Below are 14,949 nucleotides of genomic sequence, written 5' to 3'. Positions count from 1 at the left end.
AATGTTCTATGTTGGCGTTTTGTTCCGGTCAAGTCGTTCTCGGTGAAACCGTTTGCGCGTCGCCGTCGTAGTCAATGCAACAGGAGATGAGACCATGTCCCTTCGCACGACCGCCCTCGCCGCCGTTGCATCCTTGACTGTCGCCGCGCTGGCGATCGGCGCGCCCCTGGCCCATCAGGCCGAGGCGCAGACGGCGCTCCAGACCGCGATCTTCGCCGGCGGCTGCTTCTGGTCGGAGGAGAAGGCCTTTGATGACGTGCCGGGGGTGCGCTCGGCCGTGTCCGGCTTTGTGGGCGGCCATACCGCAAACCCGACCTATGAGCAGGTGGTGCGCGGCGGCACCGGCCATATGGAGGCGGTGCAGGTCACCTTCGATCCGCGTGTGGTCAGCTATCGCACTCTGGTTGATCGCTACTGGCGCACCATCGACCCAACCGATCCGAACGGTCAGTTCTGCGACCAGGGTCCGTCCTATCGATCCGCCGTCTTTGCGACAGCGGCCCAGCGCGCGGACGCCATCGCCTCGCGCGATGCGGCGATGCGCGTGCTGAGAAAGAGCTTCACCACCCCGGTCGTCGGCGCCCAGCGGTTCTGGCCGGCGGGCGAGGAGCATCAGAACTACGCCAAGCGCCACGCCGCCAGCTATCAGGCCTACCGGATCGGATGCCGCCGCCCCGAACGCCTGCGAGCGATCTGGGGCGACGCCGCCGTCAGCTGATTGATCGGCATTGGCTCAGTAGGCGTGGCTCTGGGCCTCGCGCTGTTCCAGATGACCGTCCTTCAGCGCAAAGACGCGGTCCATATGGCCGGCCAGCTCCATATTGTGGGTGGCGATCAGGGCGGCGACGCCCGTGGTCTTGGCCAGGTTGCGCAGGGATTCGAACACGGACTGGCTGGTGGTCGGATCCAGATTGCCGGTCGGCTCGTCGGCCAGCAGCAGCCGCGGGCCATTGGCGAGGGCCCGTGCGATCGCGACGCGCTGCTGTTCACCGCCCGACAACTGAGCCGGCTGGTGCGTCAGACGTTCGCCTAGCCCCAGGGCCGTCAGCGTGACCTCGGCGCGTTTGCGCGCCTCGTCCTGAGACACGCCGGCGATCCGCATCGGCAGGGCGACATTGTCGCGCGCGTCGAACTCGGGCAGCAGGTGGTGGAACTGATAGACGAAGCCGATCCGGCCCAGGCGCAAACGCGTGCGGGCGCGCTCGTCCAGATCGCCGACCTGTTCGCCGTCGATGGCGACCGTGCCGCTGGTGGGTTTCTCCAACAGGCCGGCGGCGTGCAGCAGCGACGACTTGCCCGAGCCCGACGGTCCGATCAGCCCGACCAGTTCGCCCGGATAAACGTCCAGATCGACGCCCTTCAACACGGTCAGGCCGCCTTGGGCGGTGTCATAGGTGCGGATCAGGCCGCGCACCGAAAGGATGGGAGCCTTACTCATAGCGCAGCGCCTCCACGGGATCGATGCGAGACGCGTTCCAGGACGGCGGCAGGCTGGCGATACAGCTCATCAACAAGGACCAGAAGGCCACCCAGGTCACGTCCACCGGATCGACCAGGGCCGGGATGGCGTCCAGCATATAGACATCGGAATCGAACAGCTTGGTCTGCAGCACGAACTCCAGGAAGTGCTGGATCGAGCCGATGTTCCAGCAGAACAGCAGACCCAGGATCAGGCCCGCGATGGTGCCCGCCACCCCGATCATGGCGCCGGCCATGAAGAAGACGCGTAGGATCGCCGAGGGGCTGGCGCCGATGGTACGCAGGATGGCGATGTCGCGCCCCTTGTTCTTCACCAGCATGACGATGCCGGAGATGATGTTCATGGCGGCGATGGCGACGACGAGGCCCAGGATGATGCTCATGGCCACGCGTTCGACCTTCAGCGCGCCGTAGAAGGCGGCGAGACGCTCGCGCCAGTCGCTGACGACCGAGCCGGGACCGGCGGCGTCGCGGATGGCCGCGGTCAGGGCGCCGACCTGATCGGGATCGTCCACCTTGATCTCGATCGCGTCCCAGACGCCTTCCTTGCCGAAGAAGAGCTGCTGCTGCTCCAAAGGCATAAACATGAAGGCGCGATCGTAATCGGCGGCGCCCGAGCGGAACAGGCCGCCGACGAAATAGGTCTTCTCGAGCCCGCCGAGGTTGCCGAAGGCGCTGTCGGCCCCGGTCGGCGAATAGACCGTGATGGCGTCGCCGACACGCAGCCCCAGCGAGTTCGCCAAAGCGGCGCCGATCAGCACTCGGTCGCCGCCATAAGCGCCTTGCCCGAAGCTCGCCCGCTCTTGAGGCGACAAGCTGTCAAAGACGTACTGCGTTTTGGCCAGATCCTGTGGGCGGATACCCTTGACCATCACGCCCGTTGTGAAGTTGCCCACACGGATCAGGCTTTGGGCTTCGTTCAGCGGATTGACGCTGTAAACGCCGGGGATCGCCTCGATCTTTTTCAGGACCGCGTCTCGATCAGGCGACGTCAAAACCGGGCCCTGCACATACATATGGCCGTTGAACGCCAGCATGCGGCCCAGCAGTTCGCTGCGGAAGCCGGACATGATGCTCATCACGCTGATCAACACGGCGACGGCCAGCATGATGCCGATGAAGCTGATGACGGCGATGGTGGCGACGCCGCCTTCCTTGCGCTTGGCGCGCAGGTAGCGCAGGGCCAGGCCGATCTCCCACGAGGAGAAGGCGCCGGACGGACGAGACGGCAGGCTCAAGCGGTCAGCCTTTCGATAGCTTCGGCGAGCGGCACGGAGACCTTCTCGCCGGTGGCGCGGCGTTTCAGTTCGACCACGCCACCCGCCAGCCCCTTGGGACCGATGGTCAGCTGCCACGGCACGCCGATCAGGTCGGCGGTGGCGAACTTGCCGCCGGGACGTTCGTCGGTATCGTCGTAAAGGACGTCCTTGCCGAGTTTTTCAAGCTTGGCCACCGCGTCCTCGCAGGCGGCCGAGACGGCCTCGTCATTGGCGCGCAGATTGATCACGACCACGTCGAACGGCGCGACCGCATCGGGCCAGATGATGCCGCCGGCGTCGTGGCTGGCCTCGATGATGGCCCCGAGCAGACGCGACACGCCGACGCCATAGCTGCCCATATGGACCTCGGCGTCCTGCCCGTCAGGCCCGGCCACCTTGGCCTTCATCGGGGCGGAGTATTTCGTGCCGAAGTAGAAGATGTGGCCGACCTCGATGCCGCGCGCCGACAGGCGGTCGCCCTCGGCGGTCTTGGCCTCGAACTGCGCCGGATCGTGCATCTCCTCCGTCGCGGCGTACAGGGCGGTGCGTTCGTCGAAGACGGCCTGCACGGCCTCCGGGCTGAAGTCGTCGCCGGGCGCGGGCATCTCGACCAGCTTGCGGTCGCAGAAGACCTCGCTCTCGCCGGTTTCGGCCAGGACGATGAACTCGTGGCTCAGATCGCCGCCGATGGGGCCGGTGTCAGCGCGCATCGGCACGGCCTTCAGGCCCATGCGGGCGAAGGTGTTCAGATAGGCGACGAACATGCGGTTGTAGGCGACGCGGGCCGCGGCCTCGTCCACGTCGAACGAATAGGCGTCCTTCATCAGGAACTCGCGCCCGCGCATCACGCCAAAGCGCGGACGACGCTCGTCACGGAACTTCCACTGGATGTGAAACAGGTTCAGCGGCAACGACTTGTAGGATTTCACATAGGCACGGAAGATGTCGGTGATCATCTCCTCGTTGGTCGGCCCGTACAGCAGCTCGCGCTCATGCCGGTCGGTGATGCGCAGCATCTCGGGACCGTAGGCGTCATAGCGGCCGCTCTCGCGCCACAGATCGGCCAGTTGCAGCGTCGGCATCAACAGCTCGACGGCCCCTGCCCGCATCTGCTCCTCGCGCACGATCTGCTCGATCTTGCGCAGCACCTTCAGACCCAGCGGCAGCCAGGCGTAGATGCCGGCGGCCTCCTGCTTGATCATGCCGGCGCGCAGCATCAGCTGGTGCGAGACGATCTGGGCGTCCGAAGGAGCTTCCTTCAGCGTGGGCAGGAAAAAGCGCGACAGGCGCATGGTCGGGAATCCTAGGCGTAGAGACGGAACAAGGCTTTAGCCGCTCGGACGGGGCGAAAGCTAGGCCGATGCGTCGTTTAGACGGCCGGGCCGCTGGCGAAGTTCGGCAGGGGCAGCCAGCCCGTGAAGATCAGCACCATGACGAACGCCCAGACCAGGGCCGAAACCCAGGTGGTCGTCAGGAACTTCTTCTTCAGATTGGGCGTCTTGGGCGCGCCCCATTGTGAGCCGTCGGTCGGCGGCTCGTGCGTCTCGCTCGCCGTGCCCAGCGGAAGCACGGCGAACAGCACCGTCCACCAGGCGATGATGTAGATGCCGACCATGGTGAAGACGCCGATGGGCATGACGGACCTCTAGGGATGCGGCCGGCCAACGCCGTAGCGGGCCGCCAGATAGGGAGCGATGGCGTGATCCTGAAGGAAGCGCCGGCCGGTCGTTTCGCTGACCTCGGCCTCGGGCCAATCCAGCGCGCCGTCCAGGATCAGGATGGGGCAGCTCTGATGGGCCTCGCCGACCTGGTCGATGACCGGCTGGCGCGGGCGCGGATGGTCCAGATAGACGACGTCGAGTGCATCGCGAAGCTGGGGATAGAAGGCCAGCACGCCCTCGATATAGGCGCCGGGCGGGCAAAACCACGGACCGCCCTGGTCGTCGTGCCAGTCGGGGTTCAGCAAGAAGAGTCGCTCGGTCATCGGCGTGGATATATCCGAGTTGAGGCCGTCGGCGCGACCGCTATTCGCACGATGCGCCAAACCCTGGCGCGCGCAGAGCCAGAAGGATAGACGACCGCGCCTGCTGCGTGATCGCCCCCGCGCCTTGCAGCACGCAGCCGACCGCCGTGTTCGAGTTGGGCGCCAGAAGGCCGTAGGTCAGACCCTCCTGGGCCAGCCGCGCCTGGGCGCCCCTCAACGTTTCGACGGCCGTCGCGACGCGCACCGGGTTGTTTGTGATGCGCGTCATCTCGTGCAGCGCCTCGCCCGAGCTGGGAAAGTCATAGGCGTTCGGATCGAACGGCGCGATCTCCGCCGACAGGCGTTCGGGATGAATGTCGATGCCGAACTTGGCGTTCTGGCTGGCGGAGAAGGCGAGGGCCGGCCCGCTTTCGGGAACGACCAGAATATATGCGTGGCGCGGAAACAGCAGATATTGCGCCATGAACTTGGTCACCGGCACCAACGGCATACCGTCCGGTCCCAGGGCATGGGCGCCGACATAGACGCCCGACGGCACGCTGCGCGCATCGATCCGGCCGTTCAGCTTCAGGATGCGATCGACCATGACGTGGTCGAGCAGAAAGACGCCGTCCTCCGCCTCGCGCTCCAGATAGGCGTGAATGGAGGCGGTGTCGGGCGCCGGGCCGAGATCGCGACCATAGACGGTCGGAAAGGCGGTCGGCGACATCGGCTGGCCGTCAGGCGGGCTGAACCACAGCACGCGCAGTTCGTGAACCGTACGCGCCAGGGGGTCTTCGCCTCGGAACGTCGAAAGGCTGAGCACCAGATTGACGACGGCGAACAGGACGACGAACCCGACCAGCCCCTGCCCCGTGATCACCGCCCATCGCCGCCACCCACGCAGCGGATGGCGGGCGTGCCTGATCCGCTCCAGCAAACGGCGCGCTCGGGCAGGCTTTTTCGACATGCGTTTCCCCGACCGTACAGGCGCACGACCAATGCGCCCGAACGGTCAAGGTTGCATCAGACGCGCAGGACGACCGTCTCGACGATGGGACGACGATCCCAGATTTGCTGGCTGGCCTTTTTCAGCACGCGGGCGACGGCCTGTTCGATGACCATTTCGTCGTCCAGCGCATCGCCCTTCAGGCCCTTGACCACCTGCTCGACCCGCTCGGCCAGCTTGTCCAGCGCATCGCCGAGCGGCGTGGCCGTGTCGCCGGGCAGGCCGACGCTGCGGATATCGATGTCGCTGGCGATGCGACCGCGCTTGTCCAGGGCGAAGCTGACGATCAGCACGCCGTTGGTCGAGGCGTGACGACGTTCCTTCAGGGCCTCGCCCTGCTCGGTCACCAGCATCCCGCCGTCGACATAGAGGCGGCCGTTCGGCACCTCGTCGATGATCTTGGCCGGCCCAGGGGCCAGGCGGACCATGTCGCCGTTGCGCGGCGTCACCGTTTCCGGAACGCCCATGTCCTTGGCCAGATTAGCGTGTTCCAACAGGAACCGACGCACGCCGTGGGTCGGCACCGCGATCTGCGGCCGGGCCCATTCGTACATCTGCTTCAGCTCGTCACGGCAGGGGTGTCCCGAGACGTGGATGCCGGGGTGATCCTTCTCGGTGTAGAGGCGCACGCCGCGGTCCGCGAGCCGGTCCTGCAGATTGCCGATCGCCAGTTCGTTGCCGGGGATCTGGCGCGACGAGAAGATGCAGTGGTCGCCCAGACCCAGTTTCACGACCGGATGGGTGCCGTCGGCGACGCGCGACAGGGCCGCCCTCGCCTCGCCCTGGCTGCCGGTACACAGATACAGGATCTGATCGGCGGGCCAGACGCGGGCCTCCTCGTCCGACAGGAAGGGCTTCACGTCCTTCAGCATGCCGACATGTTTGGCCGCCGCCGTGATCCGGTGCATCGACCGGCCGGCCAGGGCCACGCGACGCCCGCAGGCCTCGGCCGCACGGATCACGCTGTCCATACGGGCGACGTTGGAGGCGAAGCAGCCAACCGCGACGCGCCCCTTCAGGCTGGCGATCAGTTTGGAGATGGCGACGGCGACATCGCCCTCGGACCCGGCGACGCCCGGCACGAAGACATTGGTCGAATCGCAGACCATGGCCAGCACGCCTTCGTCGCCCAAGGCGCGGATGACGGGGGCGTCGGTCTTGGTCCCGGTCACCGGCTGGTCGTCGATCTTCCAGTCGCCGGTGTGGAACACCATGCCCAGCGGCGTATCGATGGCCAGGCCGCTGGGCTCGGCGATCGAGTGGGTCATGTTAACGAAGGTCACGCCGAACGTGCCGATGTCGACGGTCCCGCCCAGCGGCACCTCGATCAGTTCGACCTCGTCCAGAATGCCGCGCTCGCGCAGCTTGTCGCGGATCAGATAGGCGGTGAAGGGCGTGGCGTAGATCGGCGCCTTGATGCGCGGCCACAGCCAGCCCAGGGCGCCGATGTGATCTTCGTGCGCGTGGGTCAGCACGATGCCCTTGATGGTCTCACCCTCCAGGAAGGTGGGATCGGGCACGATCACGTCCACGCCGGGCGTGGACAGGTCGCCGAAGGTGACGCCGACATCGACGATCAGCCATTCACGGTTCGCCTCTGGGCCGAAGCCATAGGCGTTCAGGTTCATACCGACCTCGTCCGAGCCGCCCAGCGGCAGGAAAACGAGTTCGTCTTGGGTTTGCTTTTTCATTCAATCAGTCAAATGGGCGTTACGACGCCAGATTTCGAGGAGGCCGCGAATAGTCAGGTCGGGATCGAAGTGATCGATGCTGTCGGTAGCGCCTTCGAACAGGCTGGCGACCCCGCCGGTGCCGACGACGGTCACGGGCTTGCCCCACTCCGCCTTGATGCGTCCGATCAGGCCTTCGATCAACGAGATATAGCCCCAGAAGACGCCGGACTGCATGGCCTCGACCGTGCCCTTGCCGATGACGTTCTCGGGTTTCTGGATGGCGATGCGCGGCAGTTTGGCCGCCGCCTCGTGCAGGGCCTGAAGCGACAGATTGATGCCGGGCGCGATCAGACCGCCCTCGAAGGCGCCGTCGCCCGAGACGATGTCAAAAGTCGTCGCCGTGCCGCTGTCGATCAGCAGAAGGTCGCCGGGATACATCAGCGAGGCGCCCACGGCGTTCACAAGACGATCGGCACCCGCCTCGCTGGGCTTGGCGATCCGCACCTCGATCCCCAGCTCGGCGTTCTCGCCGATGACCAGGGGTTCGATATTCAGATAGCGCCGCGCCAGATTGCGCAGGTTGAAGATCGACTGCGGCACGACGCTGGAGATGATGCAGCCGCTCAGCGCCCCGAAGGCCAATCCCTTCATCACCATCAACTGGTTCAGCCAGACGGCGTATTCGTCGGCCGTGCGGCTGGCCTCGGTCGCGGCGCGCCATTGGGCGATCCAGTCCGTGCCGTCGTGGACCGCAAACAGCGTATTGGTGTTGCCCTGCTCGATGGCGAGAAGCATCAGGCGGCTTTCCCGAAAAAGACGTCGCCGGCGGAGATCAACCGCACCGAGCCGTCGGCCAGACGCAGGCGTAAGGCGCCGTCCGCCTCCACGCCCTCGGCCAAACCTTCCAGCGTCTCATTGTCCAGACGCGCGACGCATGGTCCGTTTAGGCCCGTCAAACGACTGGTCCAGGCGTCGAGCACGGGCTCGAAGCCCATCGTCTGCCAGCGCCCCCACCAGACGGCGAATGTCTCGGCCAGGATTTCGGCGGCGGCCTCGATCGGCGGCACATAGGCCAGGTCGGCGCGCAGACGTTCGGCAACCGAGGTCGCCCCCCGCTCGGTGCCCTCGGGCGCATGGGCCAGATTCACGCCGATCCCGACCGCAAGCCAGAGGTCGCCGTTCGCGTGCCGGCCGGATTCGACCAGTATGCCCGACACCTTGACCCCGTCCAGCAGGACGTCGTTGGGCCATTTGATCGAAACGAGCGCAGGCGAGACGAAGACGTCCAGCAGATCCGCGACCGCCAGGGCGGCGATGAAGGTGGCCTGAGCCGCCTCCGCCGCTGACTTGGGCGTGGTGATCAGAAGGGTGGCGGCCAGATTGCCCTGATCGGTGTCCCACTTGCGACCCCGCCGACCGCGGCCGGCAGTCTGGCGGCGCGCCACGATCCAGCGCGGCCCCGCCTCTCCGGCCTCGGCGAGGCGGCGCGCCTCGGCGTTGGTCGAGTCGATCTCATCGAGGATGACCAGTGGGACGGGCGCCAACGCCCTACCCGTTCCCGAAGCCGGCGCTCGCAGCCTTGGTCAGCGGCTCCAGCCAGGTCAGACCGACGATCACCAAGGGGAAGGCGAAGGCGGCGCACGCCCAGCCGATCCACTTGGCCTCGACCGGCGCGGCGTCGGTGGCGATGTCGTCCACCGGCGCATCGAACCACATCAGCTTGAGGATGCGCAGATAGTAGAAGGCGGCGACGACAGAGGCGACCAGACCGGCGGCCGCGACGGGCCACAGCCCTGCATCGGCGGCGGCGCCGAACACATAGTATTTGCCCCAGAAGCCCGAGAACGGCGGCATGCCCAGGACCGACAGCGACAGGATGGTCAGGGCCACGGCGGTCAGCGGACGATCCTTCTTCAATCCGGCCAGATCGGCGATGCGGCGGATCGGACGGCCCGACTTGGACAGGCTGAGCAGGATGGCGAAGAAGCCCAACTGGTCGATGACATACAGCGTCATGAACATCAGCATGGCCTGCAGGCCCTCGGCCGTGCCCGCCGCAATGCCCAGCAGGGCGTAACCGATGTTGGCGATCGAGGAATAGGCCAGCAGGCGCTGGATGTCCTTCTGCGCCAGGCCGCCAAAGGCGCCGACGACGAAGCTGATCAGCGAGATGGCGATCAGGACCTGCGACCACTGGGCGTGGGCGTCGCCGAAACCGTTTTCCAGCGCGCGGGCGATCAGCACCATGGCCGCGACCTTGGGCGCCGTGGCGAACAGGGCCACGACCGGCGTCGGCGCACCTTCATAGACGTCGGGCGTCCACATGTGGAACGGCGCGGCCGAAACCTTGAACGCCAGGCCGCAGATCAGGAAGACCAGGCCGAAGACCAAGCCCGGGCCGGGATTGTCGGCGGCGACGGCGGCGATGTCCTCGAACCGCATCGAACCGGCGAAGCCGTAGATCAGGCTGGCGCCATACAGCAGCAGACCCGACGACAGGGCGCCCAGGACGAAATACTTCAGACCCGCTTCCGACGCCTTGACGTCGTTGCGGTGGAAGGCGGCCAGCACATACAGGGCCAGCGAGTGCAGCTCGATCCCGACGTACATGGAGATCAGGTCGCCCGAGGACGCCATCATCCCCATGCCGGCCGAGGCCAGCACGATCAGGACCGGATATTCGAACTTGGCGATGCGCGTGCGCTTCATCCAGCCGTCGCCCAGCACGACCGCCACGGCGGCCGACAGATAGATCAGGCTCTTGGCGTAGATGGCCAGAGGATCGGCGACATAGGCGCCGTTGAAGGCGACGCCCCACGGTCCGACGATCGAGATGACCGACGCGACGATCAGCAGCAGGACCGACAGGATCGAGACCAGACGGGCGCTTTTGTCGCCGATGAAGGCGCCGACCATCAGCAGGACCAGGGCGCCGACCGCGAGGGTGACTTCCGAGGCGGCGAGATGCAGGGCGGAGGATAGATCAGGCATCTGTAAGTCTCACCCGCCGATCGCGGCGCGATACGCGCTGGTCAGGGCCTCGACGGCAGGCCCGGTGTAATCGAGGACAGAGGCCGGATGGACCCCCAGCCAGATGGTGCCGACGATCAGAGGCACGAACAGCAGCAGTTCGCGCTTGTCGATGTCGGTGATGGTCTCAAGCTTCGGATTGGTGATCTCGCCGAACATGACCGCGCGGTACAGGGTCAAGGCATAGACCGCCGAGAAGATGACGCCCGAGGCCGCGACCAGCGCCGCCCAGGTCGAGGCGTTGTAGGCGCCGGTCATGGTCAGCACTTCGCCGATGAAGCCCGAGGTGCCCGGCAGGCCGACGTTGGCCATGGTGAACATCAGGAAGATGGCGGCGTACCACGGCATCTTGGAGGTCAGGCCGCCGTAGAAGGCGATCTCGCGGGTGTGCATCCGGTCGTAGACGACGCCGACGCACAGGAACAGCGCGCCCGAGATCAGGCCGTGGCTGATCATCTGGAAGATGGCGCCCTGCATGCCGATGTCGTTGCCGGCGAAGATGCCCAGGGTCACAAAGCCCATGTGGGCCACCGACGAATAGGCGATCAGCTTCTTGATGTCCGTCTGACGCCAGGCGACCAGCGACGTATAGACGATGGCGATCACCGACAGGGTGAAGACCAGCGGGCGGAACATCTCCGACGCCATGGGGAACATCGGCACGTTGAACAGGATGAAGCCGTAGCCGCCCAGCTTCAGCAGAATGCCCGCCAGAATGACCGAACCGGCCGTCGGCGCCTGAACGTGGGCGTCGGGCAGCCAGGTGTGGACCGGCCACATCGGCATCTTGACCGCGAACGAGGCGAAGAAGGCCAGCCACAGGATCGGCTGGACGGCCGGATCGAAGGCGAAACGCTTCAGCTCGGGAATGCTGGTGGTGCCCGCCTCATGCGCCATCCACAGCATGGCCAGCAGCATCAGGACGGACCCCAGCAGGGTGTAGAGGAAGAACTTGTAGGCCGCATAGATGCGGTTCTGACCGCCCCAGATGCCGATGATCAGGAACATCGGGACCAGGGTGCCTTCGAAGAAGATGTAGAAGAGGAACAGGTCCAGCGAGGTGAACACCCCGATGACCAGCGTCTCCAGCATCAGGAAGGCGATCATATATTCGACGACGCGCGTCTCGACCGACTTCCAGCTGGCCAGGATGCAGATCGGCATCAGGAAGGCCGTCAGCAGCACGAACAGGATCGAGATCCCGTCGACACCCAGGTGATAGCTGGCGCCCGCGAACCACGGGACCATCTCCACGAACTGATAGCTGGTGTTGGCCGGATCGAAGCCAGCGACGAGCACGACCGACACCGCCAGGGTGACCAGGGTGGTGATCAGCGCGATCCAGCGCGCGGCCGGCGCGGCCGCATCGGCCGACTTTGACGTCAGCCGGGCGGCGAAGATCGCCAGGGCCCCGACGAGGGGCAGGAATGTAACGAGGCTCAGGATGTAGGGCACGAGATCAGGCTCCCCACGCGAGGATGGCGAAGGTGAGCAGACCAGCCACCCCGAGCAGCATCACGAAGGCGTAGTGATAGACATAGCCGGACTGGATCTTGCCCAGTCGAGCGGCGGATTTCAGCGACACCCAGGCGGCGCCGTTCGGGCCCAGGCCGTCGATGATCTTCACGTCGCAGATCTTCCAGAAGAAGTTCCCGATGGCGCGGAAGCCGCGCACGAAGACGAAGTCGTACAGCTCGTCGAAGTACCACTTGTTGTAGAGGAAGCGGTAGATGACGCCGTTCCGCTCGGCCATGCGACGGCCCATGCCCTCGCGAGCGACGTAGATCCAGTAGGCGAAGGCGGTGCCGATCAGCGTCAGGATCAGCGGCGACCATTTCACCCAGGTCGGGACGTCGTGGCTTTCGTGCAGGACGTGGTTGGTCGCGCCGGTGAAGATCGCGCCGCGCCAGAACTCGCCTTCGTGGTGGCCGATGAAGTGCGGCGCGAAGACGAAGCCTGCGGCGACGGCGCCGACCGACAGCAGGATCAGCGGGATCAGCATGACCAGCGGGCTCTCATGCGGCTTCAGCGGGCCATGATGACCATGGTCGTCATGCGCATGATCGTCGTGATGATCGCCGACCGGCTCGGAATGGGTTTCCAGCTGGGCGTGCGAGGCGTGGTCGTCAGCATGATGGGCGTCGCCCTCTTCCTTCCATACCGGCTTGTTGTGGAAGGTCATGAAGACCAGGCGCCACGAATAGTAGGCCGTCAGACCGGCGGCGATGATGCCGACGAAGAAGGCGAACAGGCCGATAGCCGAATGACCCGAGGCCGCCGAGGCATAGGCGCTCTCGATGATCGAATCCTTGGAGTAGAAGCCGGCGAAGCCGCCGACGCCGGGGATGCCCAGGCCGGTGATGGCGATGGTGCCGATGGTCATCACCGCATAGGTGACCGGCAGCAGCTTCCACAGGCCGCCCATCTTCCGCATGTCCTGCTCGTGATGCATGCCGTGGATCACCGAACCGGCGCCCAGGAACAGCAGGGCCTTGAAGAAGGCGTGCGTGAACAGGTGGAACATGGCCGCCTGATAGGCGCCGACGCCCGCCGCGAAGAACATATAGCCCAGCTGCGAACAGGTCGAATAGGCGATGACCCGCTTGATGTCGTTCTGGGTCAGGCCGACCGTGGCGGCGAACAGGGCCGTGATCGCGCCGATGATGGCGATGATCTGCGACGCGCCCGGCGCATACTCATAGATCGGGCTCAGCAGGCAGACCATATAGACGCCGGCGGTGACCATGGTCGCGGCGTGGATCAGCGCCGACACGGGGGTCGGGCCTTCCATCGCGTCCGGCAACCAGGTGTGCAGGAAGAACTGGGCCGACTTGCCCATGGCGCCGATGAACAGCAGGAAGCCGGCCAGATCCAGCGCGGACCACTGGACGCCCAGGAACTCCCACGTCGTGCCGGCCTTGGTGGCGATCAGCGGGAACAGCTCGGCGAAGTTGATGGTGCCGTACATCCAGAAGATCGTCATGATCCCCAGCACGAAACCGAAGTCGCCCACGCGGTTAACGACGAAGGCCTTGATGGCGGCGGCGCTGGCCGTCGGCTTCTTGAACCAGAAGCCGATCAGCAGATAGGACGCCAGGCCGACGCCTTCCCAGCCGAAGAAGATCTGCATGAAGTCGGCCGCCGTCACCAGCGCCAGCATCATGAAGGTGAACAGCGACAGATAGGCGAAGAAGCGCGGCCGGCTGTCGTCCTCCGCCATGTAGCCCCAGGAATACAGGTGAACCAGCGACGACACGCTGGTGACCACGATCAGCATGGTCGCCGACAGGGCATCGATGCGGATCGACCAGGCCGACTGGAAGTCACCGACGTTAATGAAGGGCGCCAGGCGGATGGTGAAGGGCTCCATATGGCCCCAGGTCCACTGGCCGAACACCGTCCAGGCCACGGCGCACGAGAAGAACAGAAGGCCGGTCGTGACGGCCTGCGACGGGATATTGCCAATCCGGCGTCCGAAGAAGCCGGCGATGGCCGCGCCCAGCAGCGGGGCGAAGATCCCGAGAATGACGAGGGTATGGAAGGTCACGCTCAGCCCTTCATCACGGAGGCATCGTCCACGGCGATGTCGCCGCGGTTACGGAAGAAGGTCACCAGGATCGCCAGGCCGACGGCGGCCTCGGCCGCGGCGACGGTCAGGACGAACATCGCCATGATCTGCCCGCTGATCTCGTTCAGATAGGCCGAGAAGGCGACGAAGTTGATGTTCACCGCCAGCAGGATCAGCTCGATCGACATCAGGATGATGATGACGTTCTTGCGGTTCACGAAGATGCCGAACACCCCGATGGTGAACAGGATCGCAGCGACCGTCAGATAGTGGGTCAGACCGATCATCAGAGAAGCTCCTCGGCGCTGACGCCTTCGCCCGTGGCGGCGGACTTGATCTCGACCGACTTGCGACGGTCGCGGTTCACCTGGTCGCCGGGATTCTGGCGTTTGATGTGCGGCTTGTGGCGCAGGGTCAGGGTGATGGCGCCGATCATCGCGATCAGCAGCACGATCCCGGCCGCCTGGAAGAAGTAGACGTAGTCCGTATAGAGCACGCGACCGATGGCCTCGACATTGGTGACGCTAGCGTCCGGCGCGCCCGGCGCCGGCAGGCCCGCGGCGGCGCCGCCCTGAACCACGGCGACCGAGACGATGATCATCTCGACCAGCAGCACGGCGGCGATGATGGCGCCCAGCGGCAAATAGCGCGCGTAGCCTTCGCGCAGCTTCAGGAAGTCCACGTCCAGCATCATGACGACGAACAGGAACAGCACCGCGACCGCGCCGACGTAAACGACGACCAGCAGCATCGCCAGGAACTCGGCGCCCAGCAGGACGAACAGACCCGCCGACGAGAAGAAGGCCAGGATCAACCACAGCACGCTGTGCACCGGGTTGCGCGCGGTCACGACCAGAAGGCCGGAAACCGTGGCGACCGCCGCCAGCAGATAGAAGGCTATGCCTTGCAGCATGTCGGGACGAAGCCCCTTTCGTATCGGCCGCGACCCCGTTTCAGGAATCGCCGAC

General features: G+C 65.6%; 15 protein-coding genes. 1 reads left to right on the top strand and 14 read right to left on the bottom strand.

The genetic code is table 11. From position 1 onward, the window contains the following. Window positions 1–94 precede the first annotated feature (94 nt). The gene (msrA, locus tag Q9R14_RS05015; protein WP_306003683.1) at window positions 95–718 is read left to right on the top strand and encodes a peptide-methionine (S)-S-oxide reductase MsrA; all 624 of its coding nucleotides are present in this window, start codon (window positions 95–97) and stop codon (window positions 716–718) included. Window positions 719–733: 15 nt separating this feature from the next. Here the strand turns inward: msrA and Q9R14_RS05010 are convergent, their stop codons facing one another. From Q9R14_RS05010 to Q9R14_RS04945, 14 genes are all read right to left on the bottom strand, one after another. Beyond that, window positions 734–1,438: an ABC transporter ATP-binding protein gene (locus Q9R14_RS05010; RefSeq protein ID WP_306003682.1), complete on the bottom strand. Its 705-nt coding sequence runs from the start codon at window positions 1,436–1,438 to the stop codon at window positions 734–736. After that, the gene (locus tag Q9R14_RS05005; RefSeq protein WP_295237784.1) at window positions 1,431–2,717 is read right to left on the bottom strand and encodes a lipoprotein-releasing ABC transporter permease subunit; all 1,287 of its coding nucleotides are present in this window, start codon (window positions 2,715–2,717) and stop codon (window positions 1,431–1,433) included. The genes Q9R14_RS05010 and Q9R14_RS05005 overlap by 8 nt, the downstream gene beginning before the upstream one ends. Beyond that, window positions 2,714–4,030: a proline--tRNA ligase gene (gene proS, locus Q9R14_RS05000; protein ID WP_306003681.1), complete on the bottom strand. Its 1,317-nt coding sequence runs from the start codon at window positions 4,028–4,030 to the stop codon at window positions 2,714–2,716. Before proS ends, Q9R14_RS05005 begins: the two co-directional genes overlap by 4 nt. Window positions 4,031–4,107: 77 nt before the next feature. After that, complete coding sequence (locus Q9R14_RS04995) at window positions 4,108–4,374, bottom strand: DUF1467 family protein (protein WP_017503976.1); 267 nt, start codon at window positions 4,372–4,374, stop codon at window positions 4,108–4,110. Between the two features lie 9 nt (window positions 4,375–4,383). Continuing rightward, window positions 4,384–4,722, bottom strand: coding sequence for a DUF3088 family protein (locus tag Q9R14_RS04990; protein ID WP_174085176.1), 339 nt, complete (start codon window positions 4,720–4,722; stop codon window positions 4,384–4,386). Window positions 4,723–4,762: 40 nt separating this feature from the next. Further along, the gene (locus Q9R14_RS04985) at window positions 4,763–5,671 is read right to left on the bottom strand and encodes a hypothetical protein (RefSeq protein WP_306003680.1); all 909 of its coding nucleotides are present in this window, start codon (window positions 5,669–5,671) and stop codon (window positions 4,763–4,765) included. A gap of 56 nt (window positions 5,672–5,727) precedes the next feature. Further along, window positions 5,728–7,401: a ribonuclease J gene (locus Q9R14_RS04980; protein ID WP_306003679.1), complete on the bottom strand. Its 1,674-nt coding sequence runs from the start codon at window positions 7,399–7,401 to the stop codon at window positions 5,728–5,730. Beyond that, window positions 7,402–8,181 carry a type III pantothenate kinase gene (locus Q9R14_RS04975; protein ID WP_306004119.1) on the bottom strand — a complete coding sequence of 260 codons (780 nt, stop codon included), beginning with the start codon at window positions 8,179–8,181 and terminating at the stop codon, window positions 7,402–7,404. Then, a complete protein-coding gene (locus Q9R14_RS04970) occupies window positions 8,178–8,927 on the bottom strand; it encodes a biotin--[acetyl-CoA-carboxylase] ligase (protein ID WP_161639057.1) in 750 nt (249 codons plus the stop codon). The genes Q9R14_RS04975 and Q9R14_RS04970 overlap by 4 nt, the downstream gene beginning before the upstream one ends. A 4-nt stretch (window positions 8,928–8,931) precedes the next feature. Beyond that, complete coding sequence (gene nuoN / locus Q9R14_RS04965) at window positions 8,932–10,374, bottom strand: NADH-quinone oxidoreductase subunit NuoN (RefSeq protein WP_306003678.1); 1,443 nt, start codon at window positions 10,372–10,374, stop codon at window positions 8,932–8,934. Between the two features lie 9 nt (window positions 10,375–10,383). Further along, the gene (locus Q9R14_RS04960; RefSeq protein ID WP_306003677.1) at window positions 10,384–11,868 is read right to left on the bottom strand and encodes an NADH-quinone oxidoreductase subunit M; all 1,485 of its coding nucleotides are present in this window, start codon (window positions 11,866–11,868) and stop codon (window positions 10,384–10,386) included. 4 nt (window positions 11,869–11,872) lie between these two features. Then, complete coding sequence (gene nuoL / locus Q9R14_RS04955) at window positions 11,873–13,960, bottom strand: NADH-quinone oxidoreductase subunit L (RefSeq protein WP_306003676.1); 2,088 nt, start codon at window positions 13,958–13,960, stop codon at window positions 11,873–11,875. A gap of 2 nt (window positions 13,961–13,962) precedes the next feature. After that, on the bottom strand, window positions 13,963–14,268 hold the full coding sequence (gene nuoK, locus Q9R14_RS04950) for an NADH-quinone oxidoreductase subunit NuoK (protein WP_039247409.1): 306 nt from the start codon (window positions 14,266–14,268) through the stop codon (window positions 13,963–13,965). Next, on the bottom strand, window positions 14,268–14,894 hold the full coding sequence (locus Q9R14_RS04945; protein WP_017503986.1) for an NADH-quinone oxidoreductase subunit J: 627 nt from the start codon (window positions 14,892–14,894) through the stop codon (window positions 14,268–14,270). The genes nuoK and Q9R14_RS04945 overlap by 1 nt, the downstream gene beginning before the upstream one ends. Window positions 14,895–14,949: the final 55 nt, after the last annotated feature.

It is taken from the genome of Brevundimonas sp. C43 (assembly GCF_030732185.1).
Lineage (GTDB): Bacteria > Pseudomonadota > Alphaproteobacteria > Caulobacterales > Caulobacteraceae > Brevundimonas > Brevundimonas diminuta_C.
Note: the sequence above shows the minus strand (reverse complement) of the source record. Positions and strands in the feature narration are given on the sequence as shown.

Bases quoted from the DNA above. Each gene is read 5' to 3' on its own strand.
- nuoN (WP_306003678.1), bottom strand. From the start codon at position 10,374: ATGCCTGATCTATCCTCCGCCCTGCATCTCGCCGCCTCGGAAGTCACC.
- proS (WP_306003681.1), bottom strand. From the start codon at position 4,030: ATGCGCCTGTCGCGCTTTTTCCTGCCCACGCTGAAGGAAGCTCCTTCG.
- Q9R14_RS04990 (WP_174085176.1), bottom strand. From the start codon at position 4,722: ATGACCGAGCGACTCTTCTTGCTGAACCCCGACTGGCACGACGACCAG.
- Q9R14_RS04995 (WP_017503976.1), bottom strand. From the start codon at position 4,374: ATGCCCATCGGCGTCTTCACCATGGTCGGCATCTACATCATCGCCTGG.
- msrA (WP_306003683.1), top strand. From the start codon at position 95: ATGTCCCTTCGCACGACCGCCCTCGCCGCCGTTGCATCCTTGACTGTC.
- Q9R14_RS04980 (WP_306003679.1), bottom strand. From the start codon at position 7,401: ATGAAAAAGCAAACCCAAGACGAACTCGTTTTCCTGCCGCTGGGCGGC.
- Q9R14_RS04945 (WP_017503986.1), bottom strand. From the start codon at position 14,894: ATGCTGCAAGGCATAGCCTTCTATCTGCTGGCGGCGGTCGCCACGGTT.
- Q9R14_RS04985 (WP_306003680.1), bottom strand. From the start codon at position 5,671: ATGTCGAAAAAGCCTGCCCGAGCGCGCCGTTTGCTGGAGCGGATCAGG.
- Q9R14_RS05010 (WP_306003682.1), bottom strand. From the start codon at position 1,438: ATGAGTAAGGCTCCCATCCTTTCGGTGCGCGGCCTGATCCGCACCTAT.
- nuoK (WP_039247409.1), bottom strand. From the start codon at position 14,268: ATGATCGGTCTGACCCACTATCTGACGGTCGCTGCGATCCTGTTCACC.